General features: G+C 62.9%; 17 protein-coding genes and 2 riboswitches. Of the genes, 7 read left to right on the plus strand and 10 right to left on the minus strand.

Translation table 11 applies throughout. The features are described 5' to 3' along the window. Nucleotides 1-1662, minus strand: coding sequence for an ABC-F family ATP-binding cassette domain-containing protein (locus tag BMY91_RS07350; protein ID WP_090820400.1), 1662 nt, complete (start codon nt 1660-1662; stop codon nt 1-3). Between the two features lie 210 nt (nt 1663-1872). Between BMY91_RS07350 and BMY91_RS07355 the strand changes: the two genes are divergently transcribed. The 7 genes from BMY91_RS07355 (at nt 1873) to BMY91_RS07385 (ending at nt 7819) form a co-directional block, all read left to right on the plus strand. Next, nucleotides 1873-2595 (plus strand): hypothetical protein, encoded by a 723-nt coding sequence (locus tag BMY91_RS07355; protein WP_090820402.1) that lies wholly within the window; start codon nt 1873-1875, stop codon nt 2593-2595. Beyond that, nucleotides 2592-3299: a hypothetical protein gene (locus BMY91_RS07360; protein ID WP_090820403.1), complete on the plus strand. Its 708-nt coding sequence runs from the start codon at nt 2592-2594 to the stop codon at nt 3297-3299. Before BMY91_RS07355 ends, BMY91_RS07360 begins: the two co-directional genes overlap by 4 nt. Before the next feature lie 240 nt (nt 3300-3539). Further along, on the plus strand, nt 3540-4355 hold the full coding sequence (locus BMY91_RS07365) for an amino acid ABC transporter substrate-binding protein (RefSeq protein ID WP_090820405.1): 816 nt from the start codon (nt 3540-3542) through the stop codon (nt 4353-4355). Then, a complete protein-coding gene (locus BMY91_RS07370) occupies nt 4356-5015 on the plus strand; it encodes an amino acid ABC transporter permease (RefSeq protein WP_090820407.1) in 660 nt (219 codons plus the stop codon). Continuing rightward, a complete protein-coding gene (locus BMY91_RS07375) occupies nt 5002-5805 on the plus strand; it encodes an amino acid ABC transporter ATP-binding protein (RefSeq protein ID WP_090820409.1) in 804 nt (267 codons plus the stop codon). Before BMY91_RS07370 ends, BMY91_RS07375 begins: the two co-directional genes overlap by 14 nt. 28 nt (nt 5806-5833) lie before the next feature. After that, a complete protein-coding gene (locus tag BMY91_RS07380) occupies nt 5834-6742 on the plus strand; it encodes a hypothetical protein (protein WP_090820411.1) in 909 nt (302 codons plus the stop codon). A 3-nt stretch (nt 6743-6745) separates the two neighbouring features. Then, a complete protein-coding gene (locus tag BMY91_RS07385) occupies nt 6746-7819 on the plus strand; it encodes a hypothetical protein (RefSeq protein WP_256212628.1) in 1074 nt (357 codons plus the stop codon). A 78-nt stretch (nt 7820-7897) separates the two neighbouring features. Here the strand turns inward: BMY91_RS07385 and BMY91_RS07390 are convergent, their stop codons facing one another. The 9 genes from BMY91_RS07390 to BMY91_RS07430 all read right to left on the minus strand — a co-directional run bounded on the left by BMY91_RS07390 (nt 7898) and on the right by BMY91_RS07430 (nt 20090). Beyond that, nucleotides 7898-10924, minus strand: a complete 3027-nt coding sequence (locus tag BMY91_RS07390; RefSeq protein ID WP_090820413.1) for an alpha-mannosidase — start codon at nt 10922-10924, stop codon at nt 7898-7900. 127 nt (nt 10925-11051) lie between these two features. Then, a complete protein-coding gene (gene fdhD, locus BMY91_RS07395) occupies nt 11052-11963 on the minus strand; it encodes a formate dehydrogenase accessory sulfurtransferase FdhD (RefSeq protein ID WP_090820415.1) in 912 nt (303 codons plus the stop codon). Between the two features lies 1 nt (nt 11964). Beyond that, nucleotides 11965-14277, minus strand: a complete 2313-nt coding sequence (locus BMY91_RS07400) for an FdhF/YdeP family oxidoreductase (protein ID WP_090820417.1) — start codon at nt 14275-14277, stop codon at nt 11965-11967. Nucleotides 14278-14328: 51 nt separating this feature from the next. Then, nucleotides 14329-15675: a molybdopterin molybdotransferase MoeA gene (locus tag BMY91_RS07405; protein ID WP_090820418.1), complete on the minus strand. Its 1347-nt coding sequence runs from the start codon at nt 15673-15675 to the stop codon at nt 14329-14331. Next, entirely contained in the window at nt 15672-16568 is an 897-nt protein-coding gene (locus BMY91_RS07410) for an NTP transferase domain-containing protein (protein ID WP_090820420.1), read from the minus strand. The genes BMY91_RS07405 and BMY91_RS07410 overlap by 4 nt, the downstream gene beginning before the upstream one ends. Before the next feature lie 42 nt (nt 16569-16610). Continuing rightward, entirely contained in the window at nt 16611-17111 is a 501-nt protein-coding gene (locus BMY91_RS07415) for an HNH endonuclease (RefSeq protein ID WP_014920921.1), read from the minus strand. 217 nt (nt 17112-17328) lie between these two features. Then, complete coding sequence (locus BMY91_RS07420) at nt 17329-18102, minus strand: NlpC/P60 family protein (RefSeq protein ID WP_090820422.1); 774 nt, start codon at nt 18100-18102, stop codon at nt 17329-17331. A 100-nt stretch (nt 18103-18202) separates the two neighbouring features. Next, nucleotides 18203-18949 carry a C40 family peptidase gene (locus BMY91_RS07425; RefSeq protein ID WP_371261024.1) on the minus strand — a complete coding sequence of 249 codons (747 nt, stop codon included), beginning with the start codon at nt 18947-18949 and terminating at the stop codon, nt 18203-18205. Nucleotides 18950-18953: 4 nt separating this feature from the next. Further along, nucleotides 18954-19121, minus strand: a riboswitch (cyclic di-AMP (ydaO/yuaA leader). Between the two features lie 138 nt (nt 19122-19259). Next, on the minus strand, nt 19260-20090 hold the full coding sequence (locus BMY91_RS07430; protein WP_090820427.1) for a M23 family metallopeptidase: 831 nt from the start codon (nt 20088-20090) through the stop codon (nt 19260-19262). Between the two features lie 4 nt (nt 20091-20094). Next, nucleotides 20095-20336: riboswitch (cyclic di-AMP (ydaO/yuaA leader) on the minus strand. Nucleotides 20337-20404 lie beyond the last annotated feature (68 nt).

The raw sequence follows: 20404 nt of genomic DNA on the forward strand, positions 1-20404 counted from the left end.
TTATTTCTCCTGGCTTGGGATGTGGTGAAGTTCCTGGACCTGGCCGTTGTCCAAGTGCCAGCGCGAATCAAGGCGAACGTTCTCCAACAGCCGGCGGTCGTGGGTAACCAGCAGGAGGGCGCCTTCATAGCTCTCCAGTGCCTCTTCCAGTTGCTCGATCGCGGGAAGGTCCAAATGGTTGGTGGGCTCATCAAGGACCAACAGGTTCACTCCACGGGCCTGCAGGAGAGCCAGGGCTGCCCGTGTCCGCTCCCCCGGGGACAACGAATCCACCGTCCGCGACGTGTGATCCGCCTTCAGTCCGAACTTGGCCAGGAGCGTGCGGACGTCGGCACTGTTCCAGTCCACCAGCACGGCCTCGACGGCGTCGCCCAGCTGCTGCCCGCCGTCGAGCAGCCCGCGGGCCTGGTCGATTTCACCAATCGCCACAGAGGCACCCATGGAGGCATCGCCGTCGTCCGGTTCCTGCGTCCCCAGCAAGAGGCGCAGGAGCGTCGACTTGCCAGCACCGTTGGGTCCCGTGATGCCGATGCGTTCGCCACCGTTGAGCTGCAGGTTCACCGGACCCAGCGTGAAGTCACCTTGGCGTGCCACAACGTTGCGCAACGTTGCGACGACGGCACTTGAGCGGGGTGCCTGGCCGATGCTGAACTGCAGCTGCCACTCCTTGCGCGGCTCCTCCACCTCCGTGAGCCGGGCGATGCGGGACTCCATCTGGCGGACCTTCTGCGCCTGCTTCTCTGACGATTCGGTGCTCGCCGCGCGCCGGATCTTGTCATTGTCCGGGTTCTTCTTCATGGCGTTCCGGACGCCCTGTGAACTCCACTCGCGTTGGGTGCGCGCCCGGGAAACGAGGTCGGCCTTGGTATTGGCGAACTCCTCGTACCGTTCGCGGGCGTGGCGCTTGGCCACGGCACGCTCCTCCAGGAAGGCCTCGTAGCCGCCGTCGTATACGGCAACGGAATTCTGGGCGAGGTCCAGTTCCACCACCGTGGTGACGCAGCGTGCCAGGAATTCGCGGTCATGGGAAACCAGCACCACACCGCCCCGCAGGCCTTGGACGAAGGCCTCAAGCCTGGCCAGCCCATCGAGGTCGAGGTCATTGGTGGGTTCATCCAGGAGGACCACGTCGAAGCGGCTCAGCAGCAGTGCGGCCAGCGCGACACGGGCAGCCTGCCCGCCGGAGAGCCCTGTCATGAGGGCCTCCGCACCAAGGTCCAAGCCGAGATCTGCCAGGACGGCCGGGATGCGGTCCTCAAGGTCTGCCGCGCCGGATGCCATCCAGCGGTCGAAAGCCAGGGAGTACGCGTCATCCGATCCTGGTGCCCCGGAGCCGAGGGCCTCCGCGGTGGACTCCATCTCCGTTATTGCCTGCGCACAGCCGGTACGGCGGGCAATATAGGCAGCGATGGTCTCGCCCTGCGTACGCTCGTGCTCCTGCGGCAACCAGCCCACGAAGGCGTCCGACGGCGCCAGGCTGACGGTTCCAGCCTGTGGTTGATCCACTCCCGCGAGGATGCGCAACAGCGTGGATTTGCCCGCACCATTCGCTCCCACAACACCCACCACGTCGCCGGGCGCAACGGTCAGCGAAAGGTCCGAAAAAAGGGTGCGGTGGCCGTGACCACCGGCAAGATCCTTGGCCACCAAAGTTGCAGTCATTGTGTCTATCCTCCAGCAAGGGAACGCGGGAAATCAGGCCGCGATTCCCGCAGGCATGGAAAAACCCGCTGGTCCGGACTTGGGGGGTGTACGGACCAGCGGGTTCAAGCATCAAGCATAATTCAATGTGGCGTCGGCGTAAAATCGATTCGTACTCCCACTTAGGGTCCGCCCCGGTCCTGACCCGATACTCTTCCCGGAAAGCTCCACATGCCCTTACAATCCAAGGCGTTCCAGCGCTGGCTTCATGGCGTTGCGCCCGATGCCAGCACGGCTGACGTCTGCAGGATCGCCGGCATCAAACGGACAACCCTGGCCCAGCAGTTGGTCCGCGGCAAGGTGGCCGAGTCCACCCTGGTAAGCATCAGCCGGGGCTTCCACCTGAACCCGGTGGAAGCCCTGTCCACCTTTGACCTTTACTCGGATCTTCGTGGCGCCGCCGTGCCGCCCACGGGTTGCGAACTCGTCAGCCAGATCGCCACCATCGATTTGCTCCGGTCAGTGGTGGAGCGTAGTGAACCCGGTTCTGCCCCCGCCGCTTCCCTTTCCGAACCGCCGCACCCTACGTCGGTGCGGAACTGGGTGGACGCGATCGACGACGGCGAGTTGCGTCACCGGGTCAGTGACGCCACCGGGATCGCCCCACAGAATTTCTCTGCGCATCTGACCGCCAACAGGCTCCCGCCAGAGCTGGCCATCGCCACGTCGCGCGCTGCCGGAGTGGGGCCGGCCGGAGGGCTCGTGGCGGGAGGCCTCATTACAGAGGCTGAGGCCGGGTGGCCGCCGAATGCCCGCCGGGAAGCCTTGGACCGGATGTCCCAGAGCGAACTGGTAACCCTGGCCGGAGAACGGCTCCTGGCACTGGGCAAGACCCTCCGCCGGCAAGAACAAGACCACGAACGAACTGAACGAATTTGGGAGAACCTCGGATGACAGCTGTCCTGCCCTGGGTAACGCTGGCTGTTTGCCTGGCAATTACGATTGCCAGGGTCCCGAGTCTCATCCGGGGTGAGAACCGGGTGGTTTTCTACATCTTCGCGTTGATCACCTTGGACATCCTCCTCAGCATTGAGGGGCCCTACCTTGCCATCGACGCACTCTTGGGCGGAATCAACGTCACAAACCTGATCCTGCGGTTCCTGCTCTACGGAACGTTTCTGCTCATGGGTATCAAGATCGCCATGGGCTTCGGCTCGCAGTCCGCCGTCCGCGCCATACGCGGCCCCTGGGGGCTGACCGTCCTGGGTTTTACCGTGGCGCTGACCATCTTCTTCTTCGTCATCACGGACACGCGCGGTTCCACCGTGGGCATGACGGGGCTGACGTGGGGACCTTCAATGGAGGCCTACGCGGCCTTGGGCCGCTTTTATCCCGGCTATGTGTCAGCGTGCTTGTTGCCTGCGATCTGGCGGACCATCGTGGGGCGCTACCCTGCCTTGCTGAGGGGCGCCTCGGCCCTGCTCTTCCTCGGCCTGGCCTTGCTGTTGATCTCCCAGTTCTTCCCCCTGATCCCGCTGGTCCACCTGTGGTTGCGTTCGCTGATCAACTACTCCGCAGTGCTGGCCACAGCCATTGGACTGGCCGGAATTTGGTTCTCCAAGGCCTATTCGCGGCGAAAACGACGTCTCTCAGCGTAAGACTTTCACAAAACCATTAGATCGTGGCACAATCATGAATGTGTGAACGCGGCTGCAGCCTGACACCGGAATCAGAGAACGGGTTTCCGGTGGATGTGGCGCCCACGTGATCACAATTGGGGGGATGAGTGGTGGCGGGCTGTTGGGGACCGCCCCCACTCAGCCTTTTTAACGGCACTTTTGTTGCCTACCGCAAGCCGCTCAGAAGGCTGGGTTCCTTGCCGTGACTAAGATGGCTCCATGACCAGCCTTCGCACCCGTCGCTCTGTCCTCGCCGCCACCCTGGCATCAGCCGCCCTTGCACTTTCTGCGTGCGGCGGCGGATCGGCGCCCGCCCAGTCCGGCGGCGACACCTCCCTGTCCGATGTGAAGTCCAAGGGCGAACTCGTCATCGCCACCGAAGGCACTTACCGGCCTTTCAGCTTCCACGCTGAAGGTGCGGGCGAACTCACGGGATTCGACGTCGAGATTGCGCAGGCCGTAGCCGGGAAACTCGGTGTGAAGGCCACCTTCCAGGAGACCCAGTTCGATGGCATCTTCGCCGGCCTTGATGCCAAGCGGTTCGATACCATCGCCAACCAGATCTCCATCAATGACGAGCGGAAGGCCAAGTACAACTTCTCCACTCCGTACACCATTTCCACGGGCGTTGTTGTGACAAAGTCGGACAACACCAGCATCAACAGCTTCGCCGATCTCAAGGGCAAGACCACCGCCCAGTCTTTGACCAGCAACTTCTACAAAATGGCCGTTGAGGCCGGTGCCAACGTCCAATCGGTGGAAGGCTGGGCCCAGTCCGCCACCTTGGTGCAGCAGGGACGCGTGGATGCCACGGTGAACGACAAACTCACCTACCTCGACTATGCAAAGACCACTCCGGATTCCGGACTGAAGGTCGCTGCCGAGGCACCTGACAAGACGGAGAGCGCCCTGGTGTTCCGCAAGGGTTCCACCGAGCTCACCGCGGCAGTGGACAAAGCCCTTGCCGACCTCACGGCGGACGGCACCCTGGCAAAGATCTCCGATAAGTACTTCGGCGCGGACGTCACCAAGTAGATGAACTGGGACCTCATCTGGAGTTCCTTCGGTCCGCTCATCACCGGTGCCGTCACGGGGACCATCCCCCTTACGCTGGCTTCCTTTGCCTTCGGCTTGATCCTGGCGTTGGTAGTAGCCCTGATGAGGCTCAGTTCCAACTGGCTGCTCTCCGGAATCGGCCGGTTCTACGTCTCGGTGATCCGCGGCACCCCCCTGTTGGTGCAGCTGTTTGTGATCTTCTTTGGCCTGCCCAGCATTGGTATCCGGCTTGATCCGTGGCCCAGCGCCATCATCGCGTTCTCACTGAATGTTGGCGGGTACGCGGCGGAGATCATTCGGGCAGCCATTCTGTCTGTTCCCAAGGGCCAGTGGGAGGCCGGCCACACCATCGGCATGTCCCGTCCCCAGACCCTGGTGCGCATCATCCTCCCCCAAGCGGCACGCGTGTCCGTTCCACCGTTGTCCAACACCTTCATCTCGCTGGTGAAGGACACGTCCCTCGCTTCCCTGATCCTGGTCACCGAACTGTTCCGCAATGCCCAGCAGATCGCCGCTTTCAGCCAGGAGTTCATGGCCCTGTACCTGCAGGCGGCCTTGGTCTACTGGGTCATCTGCCTGGTCCTTTCCACTGCGCAGTCCGCCGTGGAAAGGAGATTGGACCGCTATGTCGCCCACTAACAGCCCGGAGCCACGTGTCACGTCGGTTCTCAAAGCCAGGAACCTCGCCAAGGCCTTCGGCAACAACAAGGTGCTGCGGGACATCGACATCGATATCCACCGCGGACAGGTAGTTGCTTTGATCGGACCGTCAGGTTCAGGCAAGACCACCGTCCTGCGATCGCTCAACGGCTTGGAAGTTCCCGACGGCGGCACCGTCACCTTTGGGGACAACGGCGGCGATTCGGTCGGCCTCGCCATCGATTTCGGCGCCAAGGTTGGCAAGAAGGACATCGCGGCCCTGCGTGACCGCAGCGCGATGGTTTTCCAGCACTACAACCTCTTCCCGCATATGACCGTTTTGAAGAACATCATCGAGGGTCCGGTCCAGGTCCAGAAACGTCCCAAAGCCGAGGCCGTCGCCGAGGCCGAACGGTTGCTGGAACGCGTTGGCCTGTCCGACAAGCGCGATGCCTACCCGTTCGAGCTCTCAGGTGGCCAGCAGCAGCGCGTGGGAATCGTGCGGGCTCTGGCGCTCAAGCCACAGCTGCTCCTGTTCGACGAGCCCACGTCAGCGTTGGACCCCGAACTGGTGGGCGACGTCCTGGGCGTTATCAAGGAACTCGCCGAAGAGGGCTGGACCATGGTGATCGTGACCCACGAACTCGCCTTCGCCCAGCATGTGGCAGATGAAGTCATCTTCATGGACGGCGGCGTAGTGGTGGAGCGTGGTCCCGCGGCCGAGGTGTTGCGGGCACCCCGGCAGGAACGGACCAAACTTTTCGTAAAACGCCTTCAGCACGACGTCTAACAGCACAGCTCAAGAGGAGTACAGCTACATGGGGGAAGAGACTTTGGACGCACCGGCCGGTCCAGACCGCAAAAGATCCAGGCGCACCATCATCATTGTCTCTGCGGTGGTCATCGCCATCGTGGCCGGAGGAATCGGCACATGGTTTGCCCTGTCCCGCCCTGCCGGGATCCAGCGGGCAGATGTTGTCCGTTTGGACAAGGAACGCGTGATACTGGACAACTCGATGAACCTCTACGATCCCCTGTACAACCAGTTTTCTGCCCGCTACTCAAGCGTGATGTCAGAGGACGCGGAGAAGCAGGAGAAGGACGCGGTCCTCAACCAGGATGGTGACCGCCTGAAACGCGAGTCACGGACAAATCTGGACCGACTGGAGCGGATGGGGTCCTCGCCGGCGATGCAGGAAAAAGAGATCAGCGACGCTTTCAACCGCTTCAAGGAAAATTACGGTGCCGTGATTTCCTATAACGATCAGCTGGTGGTCAACACCGCAAACATCACCCAATCCATTGGCGGTCCCTGTGCGCCGTTGCATTCAACCCTGAACGTAGGAGCTGAATCGTATTCCGAAGACTACGTTAAGGCTGCCGATGCTTGCCTCGCCTCAATTGGCACGGCGAAAGCCACTACAGATGCTGAAACAACCGAGCTGCTGACCTCCGTGGAAGGCATTATTCGCGGGCAGCGGGATAAGCAACAAGAAGTCCTGGACGGCAAAGACGAATTTGAGCGGCTGACCAAACGTACACTCGCAGGTCTGGCAATGTTGGATATCAACCAGGCCTTGTCGGCCGCCGAAGAGAAGTATGAGAGCGCCGCGAAGGACAAGTACAACCAGCTGGTCACCAAGGCGAATGACTCCAACAAAACGTTCGAAAGTGCCCTCAAGAAACGCACGGACCAGTTTGATGCTGCGGCCAAGGGCGGGGAGTAGGCCATGACTTTCGAAACCAACCCGGCGCAACAACCTGAGCCAAGGCACCAACCCGATCCAGCGCAACAGCCTGTTGAAACACAACAGCCCCGTTCCACAAAGCGGTTGGCGTTGATCCTGGTCTCCAGTGCTGTTGTCCTGTTGCTGATCGCCGCAGCCGCTGTGGTGGCTGTGACCCAATCCGCCGCCCAGCAGCGCAAGGAAAGCCTCGAGCTCCTCAAGGGGGACCAGGTCAACGCGCTGGTCGACGCCAGGGGCAAGCTCCAACCTGCTGCCAATGCGTACCTTGCCGCCTACAAGAAGGCACGCAACGCCCCCGCCTCGCAAGAGGAAGCCGAGAAGAACTCCGCAAAGGAGCGGGAAGAGTTCCAGCGAGCGGCAGAGGCGGCCCGTACCGCGCTCAAGAGCGTGCAGCTTGCCCATGATTCGGGCGAGGACGGAATTGGAGTTGCCGCCGGGCAACTCGCAGAGTCGTATCAGGGCTTCATTGACCACATGGAGGGCCTGGTGGACTCCTACCCGGAATTCGAAGGCCTCTTCCGGGAAGATGGCGCAGGCTGCAACGGCTTGTTCGTCGGTTCCAAGGCGGCCAACCTGCGGGAGCGCCAAACGTTGCTGACGCAGGCTGCAAAGCCCTGCCGGGAAGCCGCGGAGCAACTCAAGCAATCCAGGAACATTGCGTATGTGGAATTTGCCCGCACCTTTGATAACCGGGTGGCACAGCTCGAATCAAACGCCGGGATCACGGCAGAATCCGAAGAGAAGTACAACGAGTTCGTCCAGCTCAAGGACCAGTTGGTCCGGAAGACGGATGAAGCAACCGCACGCAACGCCTCTGATGAGGAATTGTTGGCGATTGCCGACGAAGCCAAGGCCCTCAACACCCGCATCAGGAACAACAGGTCAGAGTTTGATTTCGCTGCCAAACGCTACCTGTCTGGCGTGAAGGATATGCCTGTCCTGGTGGAGGAAGTCTTCTCCAAGAAGATCCCCGCGGAAATCAAGGGTTATGACTCGGTGATTCCTCTGCGGGTACAGATACTCAAGGACGCAGTGGACGTCGAATTGGTCGAATAGGCCGCCCCCACTCCCCAAACGCCAACGGCACTGCGCGGTTTCGCGCAGTGCCGTTGGCGTTTGCTCTGGGTTAATATCTCAGCGCGCGAAGCGTAGCGTCACCAACTGGAACGGGCGGAGCGTCAGTTTCGCCACCGGGCCTTCCACAGCCACGCCATTGGCCTCTACGGTTCGTTCCAGCAGGTCCGTGGCCACCACGCCACCAGCCTCGAAATCAACCGTTACAGTGGCCGCTGAGCGCTCTCCCAGGGATTCGTACAACCTGACGATCACGTCGCCCGAACCATCTTCGGCCAGCTTCACAGCTTCCACCACAACGGCGGGGTTGGACACCGAAAGCAACGGAGCCACGGCATGGCCGCCCGTGACGTACCTGGGTTTCAGGTTGGTGCGGTAGCCCTCCTCCACGGCGTCGGCAATTCCGGCGCCCGGCCTGATGGACAGCTCCAGCGTGTGCTCCCCGCGGTCTGCTTCCGGGTCCGGGAACCGGGCCGAACGCAGCAACGAGGTGCGCACCGTCGTCGTGGTTCCGCCGTCGCTGCGAACAGCCCTGGTGACGTCGTGTCCGTAGCTGGACGAGTTGCTGACGGCCACGCCATAACCGGGTTCGGCGACGTGGATCCAGCGATGCGCGCAAATCTCGAACTTGGCCGCCTCCCAGGACGTGTTGGTGTGGGTGGGCCGGAAGACGTGTCCAAACTGCGTCTCAGACGCCGAACGATCCGCCCTCACATCCAGCGGGAAGGCGATCTTCAGCATCTTTTCGCGCTCCTGCCAGTCCACCGTGGTGGAGATGCCCAGCGACTTGGCGCCGGCGTCGAGCGTGATGCGCTGCGTGATGGTCGAGGCGCCTATCTTGCGTTTGACCACCACGACGACGCCCGCCGGGGTTCGCTCAAGATCGACGGCGTCCGCCCGGGTCAACGGAGTGACGTTGCGGCGGTAGAACTCCTCGATGTCCCAGGCATCCCATTCATTGGGGGTGTCCCGGAACAACTCCAGCAAGTTGCCGGCTTCTCCCGGGGCGATGGCGTCGCGGCCACTGGCGTGATCCACCAATGAGGTAAGCAATCCGTCGGTGTCCAGGCCGGCACGGATGATGCCGTTGTCCAGCACCATTCCGGTGCTGGTTTCTTCCACGCGGACAGCTGCATCCGGTCCGCTGGCCTCAGCGGCGCCCAGGGCAGGTACACCGTTGCGCTGGTGCGGAGCTGCGTTCAGCATGAACTGCTTGTCCCCGGCCCCCACCAAGCCTTGGGCCGCGTGGTTGATGATCGCCTCGAGGTCGCGGGCAATGGCCTGGTAGTTCCGCTCGGCGTCCTGGTGTACCCAGGCGATGGAGCTGCCCGGCAGGATGTCGTGGAACTGCTGCAGGAGGACCAGCCGCCAGAGGCGCTTCAGCTCGTCCTGGGGATACGCGTAATCCTTGCCCAGACGGACAGCAGCGGTGGAGCACCACAGCTCTGCTTCCCGCAGAAGGTGTTCACTGCGCCGGTTGCCGCGCTTGGTCTTGGCCTGGCTGGTGTAGGTTCCCCTGTGCATCTCCAGGTACATCTCCCCCACCCAGACCGGGAGGTTGGTGTACTCGGCCTCGGCCTTGGTGAAGAAGTCCTTGGCGGTTCCCATACGGACCTTCGGTGATCCTTCCAGGTCTGCCGTGCGGTGCGCGGCAGCCACCATTTCGCGCGTAGGTCCGCCGCCGCCGTCGCCATATCCGAACGGCACCAGGGACATGGTGCCGCGGCCGTGATCGCGGAAGTTGCGCTCCGCGTGGGCAAGCTCGCGGCCGTGCAGCTCCGAGTTGTAGGTGTCCACGGGCGGGAAGTGCGTAAACAGCCGGGTGCCGTCGATGCCCTCCCAGTTGAAGGTGTGGTGCGGCATCCGGTTGACTTTGTTCCACGAAATCTTCTGTGTCAGGAACCAGCGCGAACCGGCTTCCTTGACGATTTGCGGGATGGCCCCGGAGTAGCCGAAGGAGTCGGGCAGCCAGGCTTCCTGGCACTCGACGTCGAACTCATTCAGGAAGAAGCTCTTGCCTTCCACGAACTGGCGGGCCATGGCTTCACCGCCGGGCATGTTGGTGTCCGATTCCACCCACATGCCGCCCACAGGAACGAACTGACCGGCCTTGACCTTTTCCCTGATCCGGACAAAGAGCTCGGGGAAGAATTCCTTCATCCATGCCAGCTGTTGGGCTGAGGAGCAGGAGAAGACGAAGTCCGGGTCCTCATCCATAAGGGCCACCACGTTGGAGAACGTCCGGGCGCACTTGCGCATCGTTTCCCGGACGGGCCACAGCCACGCGGAATCGATGTGTGCGTGACCGGTGGCCAGGAGTTCGTGGGCGGACGCATACGCGGGACGGCCAAGGACCGTTCTGAGGGCCTCCCGGCCAGCCGCAGCGGTTCCAGCTACGTCGTCCGGGTCCATGATGTCCAGCATCCGTTCCAGCGCGCGCAGGATCTCGTGGCGCCGGGGCAGTTCCGTGGGAAGTTCGTGCATCAGGCCGCTCAGGGTCCAGATGTCCTGATTGAGCTCCCAGACTGTTTCGTTCAGCTCTGCTATGGCAATCCGGCCCAAGCGGTACCGGGGTTCATCGCCGGACGTTGCCTTGTCCCCCAGCGGAGTTGGCGCGAAGGACCAGCCTTGGGCAACATCCGGGTTGGCCGCGGCCTCGACGTAGAAATCTACGGACTGCCCCCCGCCAAGAAGCTTAAGGGGGACGTGATAGTTGCGGGGTGAGATTGCTTTGATGATGCTGCCATCGGCACGCCAGGCCGTTCCCTCGCATTGGAATCCCGGGGCATCGCTGTTGAAACCCAGGTCCACGATGATTTCCACGGCGGTGGAGTCCGCCATGCCCCAGTCCTGCGGCACTTCGCCCTGCAGCCGCAGCCATTTGGTGCTCCAGGCCTTGCCCCACGGCGCGCCGTGCTCTTGCGGGGTGAAGAGCTGGCGCATGGCTTCGGCGGCAGGCACAGGCTCACCGGGAGCGTCCCAGCTGCTGAGCTCCAGGGGTATGGCCCTGCCGTAAATGGCCGGAAGAATACGTTCCCGAACAAATCGATCGAGGCGCTGTTCAGTGATCCGGCGGTCGTCGTGCAATGAGTTCCCCTTAGGAGTCGGCTGGTTGGCATGGCTCAGTATCCAGGCCCCAGCGTTCTGGGTTTAGGACGGCGGTTCTGGGTTCGCCGTGTTTCCAATCGATGGATAAAATCTACGTTGTTCCAGCTCAATAGCCAAGTGATTGACTGCTCTCCCCGGCCGTTTGCGGAGCCAGTCCGGGCTGGTCACCAACAATCCTGTCCCGCCCCGCATACACGTTGAGGCTCTGGCCCCGGCTAAACCCGGCCAGGGTAATACCGGCTTCCTCGGCGAGTTCCACGGCAAGGCTGGACGGCGCGCTGACCGCAGCCAGAACCGGGATTCCAGCCATGGCTGCCTTTTGCACAAGTTCAAAAGATGCCCTGCCTGAAACCTGCAGCACCGTGCCTTTCAACGGCAGCAGGCCGGACCGCAACGCCCAGCCCACCACCTTGTCCACCGCGTTGTGCCTCCCCACGTCTTCGCGCAAACAGAGCAGCTCTGTAGAGCCGTCGTCGTGAATCCGGAAGAGACCGGCAGCATGAACGCCGCCAGTCTTGTCGAACACCGCCTGCGCCTCGCGGAGGCGGTCCGGGAGGGCTGCGAGCGCCCTGACCGGAAGGGTGACGTCGTCCTCCCTGGGGCTGTGCCGGGAGGACTTACGGACGGCCTCAATGGAGTCCGTTCCACAAATTCCGCAGGAACTGGAAGTGTAGACGTTGCGGCCGGTATCCGGCCTTTCCACATCCGGACGCAGTTGCGCATCCACCACGTTGAACGTCTGCACGCCGTCCTGGTCCTCCCCTGAGCAGAAACGCTCGGAGATCAGCTGCGACGGTTCCCAGATGATTCCCTCCGAAACGAGGAATCCCGCAACAAGGTCGAAGTCGTCCCCGGGGGTCCGCATGGTCACGGAGAAGGACAGCTCGCCCAGACGTATCTCCAACGGCTCTTCCACCGCCAGCACGTCCTCCTTGAACCGGACGGGGTGTTCCACGGCTTGGGGCGAGCCGTCCAGGACAAATTTGTGCACCTTGCGGCGCTGCGTCACGCGTCCCATATCAGGATCCGCCTTCCAGGTTGGCATGCTTCTCGAAGCGCACGGTCATGGCCTTGTAGCCGGGAGTATTGGATTCCCTGGCCACCAGTTCGCGGTGCACCAAGGCGTTGGCTTCCGGGAAATAGGCTGCGGCGCACCCCTTTGCCGTGGGGTAGCCAATGAGGCGGAATCTGTTGGCCCGCCGTTCGGTTCCCGCGAACGTGGAGATCACATCTACCAGTTCGCGGTCCTGGAAGCCAAGTTCCTCCAGGTCTCCGGGGTGCACCAGGATGACCCGGCGGCCGTCGGAGACACCGCGGTAGCGATCGTCCAGGCCGTAGAAAGTGGTGTTGTATTGGTCGTGGCTGCGGACCGTTTGCAGGATCAGGTGGCCCTTGGGCGCTTCAAGGTATTCCAGGGGGCGCACAGAGAACCGTCCCTTGCCGATGTCCGTGGCGAAGGTGCGGGTGTCCCGGGGCGGGTTGGGCAGCACGAAACCATTTTTGGTGCGGACTCTGGCGTTGAAATCCTCAAAGCCGGGAATAACGCGGGAAATATGGTCGCGGATCACGTCGTAGTCCTCGGCCATGGCCCGCCAATCCACGCCGTGGTCATCACCCAGGGTGGCTTGCGCCATGCGGGCCACGATCACCGGTTCACTGAGCAAGTGCTCCGAGACCGGTTCCAGCCTTCCTTGCGTCTTGTGGATGACGGACATGGAGTCCTCCACGGACAGGAACTGTTTTCCCTTGGGATGTTTGTCGTCAGTGTCCGTGCGGCCCAGCGTGGGCAGGATCAGCGACGTCTTGCCATGGACAATGTGGGCGCGGTTGGGCTTGGTGGAAATGTGGACGGTCAGCCCCGCCTTCCTGAGGCCCTCTTCCAGCGCTGCTGTGTCAGATCCGGCGGCTGCAAAGTTGCCGCCCATGGACACGAAGACATCCACTTCTCCCTTTTCCAAAGCGTGCTGGGTTTCCACAGAGTCGAAGCCGTGGTCCCGCGGCATCCGGAAGCCAAATTCGTGATCCAACGCGGCGAGGAACGATTCCTTGGGCTTCTCCCAGATACCCATGGTGCGGTCACCCTGCACATTCGAATGGCCACGGACCGGGCAGGCCCCTGCTCCACGTTTGCCGAAGTTGCCTTGGAGCAACAGCAGGTTGATGATTTCCCGCAAGGTATCCACCGAGTGTGGTTGCTGTGTCAGTCCCAGCGCCCAGCAGATGATGGTCGCCTTGGACGCCGCCATCATCCCGGCGGCGTTGGTGATTTCTTCCCGGGTGAGGCCCGTGGCCCGCTCGGTTTGGTCCCAGTCCAGCACCGAACGGGCTTCTTTATACGCTGCAAACCCTTCGGTCTGTTGCTCAATGAAGGAATGGTCGACGACGGTGCCCGGGTTGCGCTTCTCTTCCTCCAGGAGCAGGTGGCCCAGCGCCTGGAACAGCGCGAGGTCGCCGCCCACTTTGATCTGCAGGAATTCATCCGCGATGGTGGTGCCGCCGCCGATCACCCCGTTGAGGGACTGCGGATCCTTGAAGTTCAGCAGGCCTGCCTCTGGAAGTGGGTTGACGGCGATGATTTTGCCGCCGTTGTTCTTGCAGTCACGGAGGGCGGACAGCATGCGTGGGTGATTGGTTCCGGGGTTCTGGCCCACCACCAGGACCAACTGCGCGTGGTGAATGTCCTCCAGGGAGACAGTTCCCTTGCCGATCCCGATGGTGGGGTTGAGTGCACTGCCGGAGGATTCGTGGCACATGTTGGAGCAATCGGGGAGGTTGTTGGTGCCCAGGCTGCGCGCAAACAATTGGTACATGAAGGCGGTCTCGTTGGCCGTCCGCCCGGAAGTGTAGAACACGCACTTGTCAGGCGTGGTGGCGTTGATGTGTTCACCAATCAGGGCGAAAGCCTCAGTCCAGCTGATCGGCGAGTAGTGGGTGTCGCCTGGTTTGATGACCACCGGCTCCGAGATCCTGCCCTGGTTTCCCAGCCAGTACTCCGTTTTGTTGTCAAGGTCAGCCAGTGAGTGCTCCGCCCAAAAAGCGGCCCCCACGGTCCGTGTGGTGCTTTCCTCAGCGATTGCCTTGGCACCGTTCTCGCAGAACTCGGCGGGACTGCGCCTGCCGGTGATGGATTCAGGCCACGCACACCCCGGGCAGTCGAAGCCGTCGTGCTGGTTGACCCGGAGCATGGAACGGACCGTCCGGGCCACGCCTGCCTGGGCATAGCCGCGTTCAAGGGCAACGGTGACGGCTTTAACGCCTGCCGCGGCTCGTTTTGGCGGGTGGACTTGCAGGTCATCTTCGTTGATGTCCTGTTCGGGAGCATGCCTGTTCATGAGTCCATCATTGCACTTTGTCCGCACCGGCCACGGCGGCCTGCCCGGCCCTCAGGCGTCCAGTGCGCTCCAGTCCACCGGGCCTGCCGGGGCCTTCTTCGTTTGCCTTGCCGGCGTCTTTCGAGGCTTATCCTCCGCGGACTTGGGCACCGGCAGCGGCTTGCCCCACGGCAGCGCGAAAGCCGGAACCAGCTCCCCCATCTGGGCTCCGTGGGGCGGCACCACCATGACACCATCCGCATGGGCCAGGCCGCGCATCATTCCAGGGCCTGCATGCTGCGTGGGTGAAGCCAGGCCGTACACCAGCTTGAACGGCATGAGGCGGGTCCGCCCTGGATCGGCATCGATCATTGCGCCGCAGGGAACTTCACGCACGTCCTCCAGGCTTGCGTGGCCCAGGGCAGCAAGCAACGGAGCGCCCACGGTGAACAGTGCCATCATCGCGGCCAACGGATTCCCCGGCAGCCCCAGCACAAACCGGCCATCCGGCAGTTCTGCGAGCACGGCGGGATGCCCCGGACGCATGGCGATGCCGTCAATCAGTAGACGGCCACCCAGCTCTGCCACCGACTTCCGGAAGTGGTCAGTACCTGAGCGACCAGTACCACCGGTAGTAATAACGACGTCGGCCGGCGGCTCCATCTCCACGTTTGGCTCGTCCCCGGTGGGCTCAGTGTCCTGGAGCGCGGTAATCCATTCCCCGTAGCTGTCCCCCACCCGGAGCTGCTCTCCTGCGATTCCTCCCAGGAGTTCCACCACCGCACCCAGTTGCGGTCCGAAGGTATCCCGGACCTGCCCCGGCAGGGGAACGCCCTGGGCCACTACCTCGGCACCCGTCAGCAGGAACCTGACCAATGGCTTGCCCAGAACATCCAGATGATCCAGGCCGGCAAGCGCTGCCAACGCAATGTGCGCCGGGTTCAACACTGTGCCGGCTTTGAGCAGCACCTCCCCTTCAGCGGCCTCTTCGGCAGCCCTGCGGATGTGTTGTCCGTTGCGGGGCTCCCCTGGCTTGGCGGCGCCACCCAGCGCAAGGACCGGCAGGCCGTCGTCGTCCGTAGTGATAGTGCCGCTTTCACTGCGCAGAACGGCCTTGGCTCCGGGAGGTATCAGCCCGCCGGTAACAATGGGACTGGCTTGGTGCGGTGCGAGGCGCTGCCCGGGCTCACTGAGAATCCACGGACCGCTGCCGTTGACGGCCCAGCCGTCCATGGCAGAGGAGGCATAGTGGGGCATGTCCTGCGCCGCCACTGCGTCCGACGCCAAGGTGCGGCCCACCGCTGCGCTGAGCTGCACCGGGCCCGGCGGAATGGGTGTGGCAACCTCAAACGCACGCTCCCGGGCCTCATGCCACGTGTGTGCCGCGTGGTGGCCGCCCTTGCCGGGGGCCTCCGTCATTCGGCGTCAGTCCCATTCTCCGCGTAGTCCTTGGCAACTTTGCGGGCCAGTTCCAAGGCAGCATTCATGGACGCATCATCGCTTGCCTGGCCGATGCCGCGCGCCATGCCGGCGGCATATCCGGCGATGAACGTGGTCAGCGGCGCCGCGGGCCGCACTACCGAATGCGCAGCGACTCCCGCCACGGCCAGGACCTGGTTGACGTCCACGCCAACGCCCTCAAGCTCGAAGGCCTGCAGCAGTGTGCGGCACCATTCCTCGAGTGTCTCTTCCTGGCTCTTCACGTCCGCCTCCAACTCGTAGTCAATGCCCAGGGCCGCAGCGTCTTCCCACGTATCCACATCATCCGTGGAGCCTGCGGGGACAGCTACGTCCAGCACGTTCAGCCTAGCAAGCAGCCGGAACACTGAAGAGTTCGTTAACCCGGAACCTTCTGAAGCTACGGCCACTTCCCGTTCCAGGGCAGCCGTACTGTAGGCCCCCAGGAGCGGCTGCTTGCGCCCATCCACGGAAACCGCCATGGCCCCCTCGCTGCCAGGGTGTACTGCAAGTGCGTCCCTCAGAAGCGCCACTCCCCGGGAGGCATGAGGCATGTCGCAGGCCAGGACCAGCGTCCATGGAGCGCCCGGACCGCCGGCCTTCAGCGCAGCCATTCCCGCCGCAATCGCAGCGGCCGGCCCCGCGAAGGGCGGGTCCTCCCGCGCCTGCAGAACGCCTTGCGGCAACGGCTCGTCCAGTGACCTTGGCCCCACAACGACTACCGCTGAGGCACCCCGGACTGCCTGAAGGGCATGCGAAAGGAGCGTGGCGCCGTCGTACATCAGCGATGGCTTGGGCACGCCACCGAGGCGGGTGGCCCGGCCACCCGCCAGAATGACGGCGTTGAACTCCATCCGCCCAGATTACCCGGGCATCCGGGGCTCAGCAGAAATCGATCAGGCGGCGGATTCCGGCAAAAGGAACGGGTCCCAGTCCGGCGCAGGTTTCTCGAGTTCTTTGATCTGCCACATGGTTCCCTGGGGCACGCCTGGCTTGAAACGGAGTTTCCAACCCATTTCAGCCAACGTATGGTCGCTCTTGGCGTTGTTGCATTTCAAGCACGCCGCAACCAGGTTTTCCCAGGAATCCGCGCCGCCCCTGGATTTGGGGTGGACGTGGTCTATGGTGTGGGCTGTTTTCCCGCAGTAGGCGCAGCGGTGACCGTCGCGGCGAAGCACTCCGCGGCGACTCACGGCTGTAATCCTGTTGTACCTGGGGCGGATGTAGCGGTTAAGGAGGATCACGGATGGTCGTCCGAGAATCTCCTGTGGCCCGACGACAGGCTCGTCGCCTTCGGCCACTACGCTTGCTTTCCCAGTCAGCACAAGGACCAGCGCCCGGCGGAATGTTATTACCGCTAGCGGTTCATATCCAGCATTCAGAACGAGTGTGCGCATGCACGTACCTCTTCACGGCCGCACCCGTCAGGGGCACGAGGGCCGGCTGCCCTCTGCTTGTACGGGCTGTGGATCGACACCATAAGGGTAAGCACTTGTATGCCGTATCAACGAATTTTTCTGTCGTTTCGCTCACAGTGTCGGCAAGTGTTCATGCGTGGTTAAAGCAGAACACCCCGCCGGCATCAGCCTGCGGGGTGTTTCTGAAAGTGTTGAATCAGCCGTTGACTCGAATGAAAACCGGGCCGGAGCCGACGTTTACGCTGAACAGTGCCGTGGTGGATCCGTTCCATCCACCGTGGACTGCCATGCCGTTGCCGACGTAAACAGCGATGTGAGCCTGTCCGGCCAAACCACCATTGGCGTAGTAGGCGAGGTCACCGGGCTGCGCTTCTGCTGCACTGACCGTACGGCCGAGGGAGAGGTAGCCGGCCGGCCAGTCGTGGAAGTTGATGCCGACGGCGGCCAGGGAGTTGGTCACCAGCATGGTGCAGTCCTGGGTTACGCCGAGCTGGGCGTAGGCGGCGGCGGCAATTGCTGCGCCGAGGCCGCTGGAGGCTGCGGGGGCTTTGGCTGCCGGGGCTGCGGTGTTGACGGCAAGAGTCGCGTTGCCGGCGGTCGCCGTGCTCTCCGCTGCCTTAGTGGTTTCAACCTTGGCAGCTGCCTTCTTCACCACGGGAGCCGGGGCTTCCACCGTGGTAACCACGGGGCGCTCGTAAGAAATGGCAACCGTGGAATCCGCGGCGATGGTGGACTGGACTACCGACTGAACGTCCAGCGCTGTGGTGGACGTGGATTCGCGGTCCACGTTGGTGTCCGCAGCGTTGGCGGCTACGGAACCGGTCAGAACCAGGCCCGAAGCTGCGGCAATAACTGCAGCCTGGCGGCCAACGCCACCGGCGTTGTCGCTGACGGCCTTGGCAATGACGGCAAGCGAGCTGGTCTTGGGAGCCTCAGCGCGATGCCGTGCAACCTTGTGTGCACTGGTCATGATTTTCTCTTTTCGTATCCGCGTGCAGTTGGGGTACACGCGGCTGATCGGTGCGCCAGCACTTGGGGGGCATGCTGGCGAACCTCGAACCGGATAGTTTCTAGCGGAGGGTGAAGAAGGAGGACGTGCCCGTGGAGGCCGCCGAGTGCAGGAGCGTGCCCTGGCTGGGGTTCAAAGCGCTGATCATCATGCCGTTGCCGACGTAGATTCCCACGTGGGCTCCGCCGTTCTGCATGACCAGGTCACCGGGGGCAGGCGTGCTGGTGGGCTTCATCGCCGTCCAGGCGTTGACGCGGGGGATGCTGATGCCGGCCTGGGCGTAGACCCACTGCGTGAAGCCGGAGCAATCCCAGCCGTTGGGTGTGGTGCCGCCCCAAACGTACGGGTGGCCGATGCCGGTGTAAGCGATGGCAGCGAGGCCGGAAGCTGCGGCGCTTGCTGCAGAATCCTTGGCTTCGGAGGACTTCGCTGTAACAGCGCCTGCGGTTTCCTGCGTGCCGTTAGCCGTGGACCGCTGGGTGGTCTGCGATGCACGCTGGACAACCTTGGGGGCTTCCTTGGTAGCCACGACGGGGCTCTCAAAGGAAACGGTGGCTGTGGGCTCCGCGGTGACGACGGCGGTGGTGACCATCTGCTGGGTGCTGGAGGCTTCCGACTTGGAGACGTCGGTGTCGGCTGCCTGTGCGGGCAAACCAACGCTGAGGACGAGGCCTGAGGCTGCTGCCAGAACGACGGCCTGACGGCCAACGGTACCGGCGTTTGATGAAACAGCCTTGGACAGAGTGTTCAAGGGGTTCGTACGAACCGATTCAGCGCGGTGGCGCGCAGGGGTAGTGCGTGATGACACGTAGGTAGCCTCTCCCAATGCCTGCGAGGTGAGCTGTCGGATTCGGATGGGAGTCATCCGGCCGCGCTGCTTCAAGGAAGCTTTGCGACTTAACCCCAAGGCCTTCTTTCGAAGACCAGAAGTGGTTCCCCCGCCCCTGCCAGACGATTTATGCGAACGGACCTTGAGCGGTGGCAGAGCTAGGCAATCCACTCAAGTGCACCGGCCCCCTAAAAAGCCGATGCGCTTTGTACGGTACAACAGTTGGACGCGAATGTCACATTCAGGTCACGGGGTGTGTCACGAATGCGAGAGACAACCATCAACTGGCTTAGAGCCAGCCCATGGGATCGACAACTTCGCCGTTGACCTGGACCTCAAAGTGGAGGTGGCAGCCGGTGGAAGCGCCCGTGGTGCCGCTCAGCGCGACGGTATCGCCACGGCTGACAGTCTGGCCCACCTTGACGGTGAAGGACGACAGGTGGTTGTACGTGGTCTCCAGGCCGTTGCCGTGGTCTACCACCACGCGGTTGCCTCCGCCGTACTCGTGCCATCCCGCAAAGGTGACTTTTCCGCTGGCGGCTGCATGGACGGCCGTGCCGCACTGGGCAACGAAGTCCTGGCCACGGTGGAAGTCCCCGGCACCGCCGGTGAGGGGGCTGACGCGGTAGCCAAAGGGTGAAGCCGTGGTCAGCGTGTCAAGGGGGCTGGCCATGGTGCCTGCCGATGATGCCCGCTGAATGCTGCCCGCGGACTGCGCGCTGAGCAGCTGCTTCAGCTTGCCGTCGGGATCTGCGGCAGTAGCCACCGCGGCACGGCTGAAGTCGATTTTGGCCGATGCAGCCGCGGAAACCTCGGGCTGGCTGCCACCGGTGACCGCAAGAGCGGATTCGGTCTGGCCCAGTTCAGAAGTGGCCATAACGGGGCTCGTGGCCGGCAGACCGACAGTCAGGGCGAGCCCGGTGGCGGCAAGCGCAACTCCGGCCTTCTGCCCTACACCACTGGCTGCGGCGAAGTCGGCTACCTGGCGCAACGGGCTCTTACGGCGGCGCACCTGGCGTTCGGTGTCGCGTGGCCGGATCTCCGATACGACGCGGGCTGGCCGCAGCTCAGCAGCGGGGCCGGACGCGCGGCGGCGGCCCCTGACGTTCTGCGATGTCAAACTCTGTTCCTCTCTAAAAAGCCTGCGAAGTTAGCTGTCGGATTCGGGTCAGAGAGTTCAAAGACCCGGTCCGCACGAGGCGCTCACGACACACAGGTATCCCAGGAGGGACTAGCGTAAGTGGGCACTTCTGCTGCGGACTTCACCCCAAGGCTGCTTCTTTAGACAGCCGCTTGTGGTTCCCCCGCCTCTGCCAGTGGTGGATGACACACCTGATCCGCTGGCAGAGCTCGGCTCCGGATCAGGTAACGCTTTGGTATCGGCGCTAGTAGATAACTATAGGGGATTAAAGCCCTTAGTAATAAATTCGTTAT

It is taken from the genome of Arthrobacter sp. yr096 (assembly GCF_900108925.1).
GTDB lineage: Bacteria > Actinomycetota > Actinomycetes > Actinomycetales > Micrococcaceae > Arthrobacter.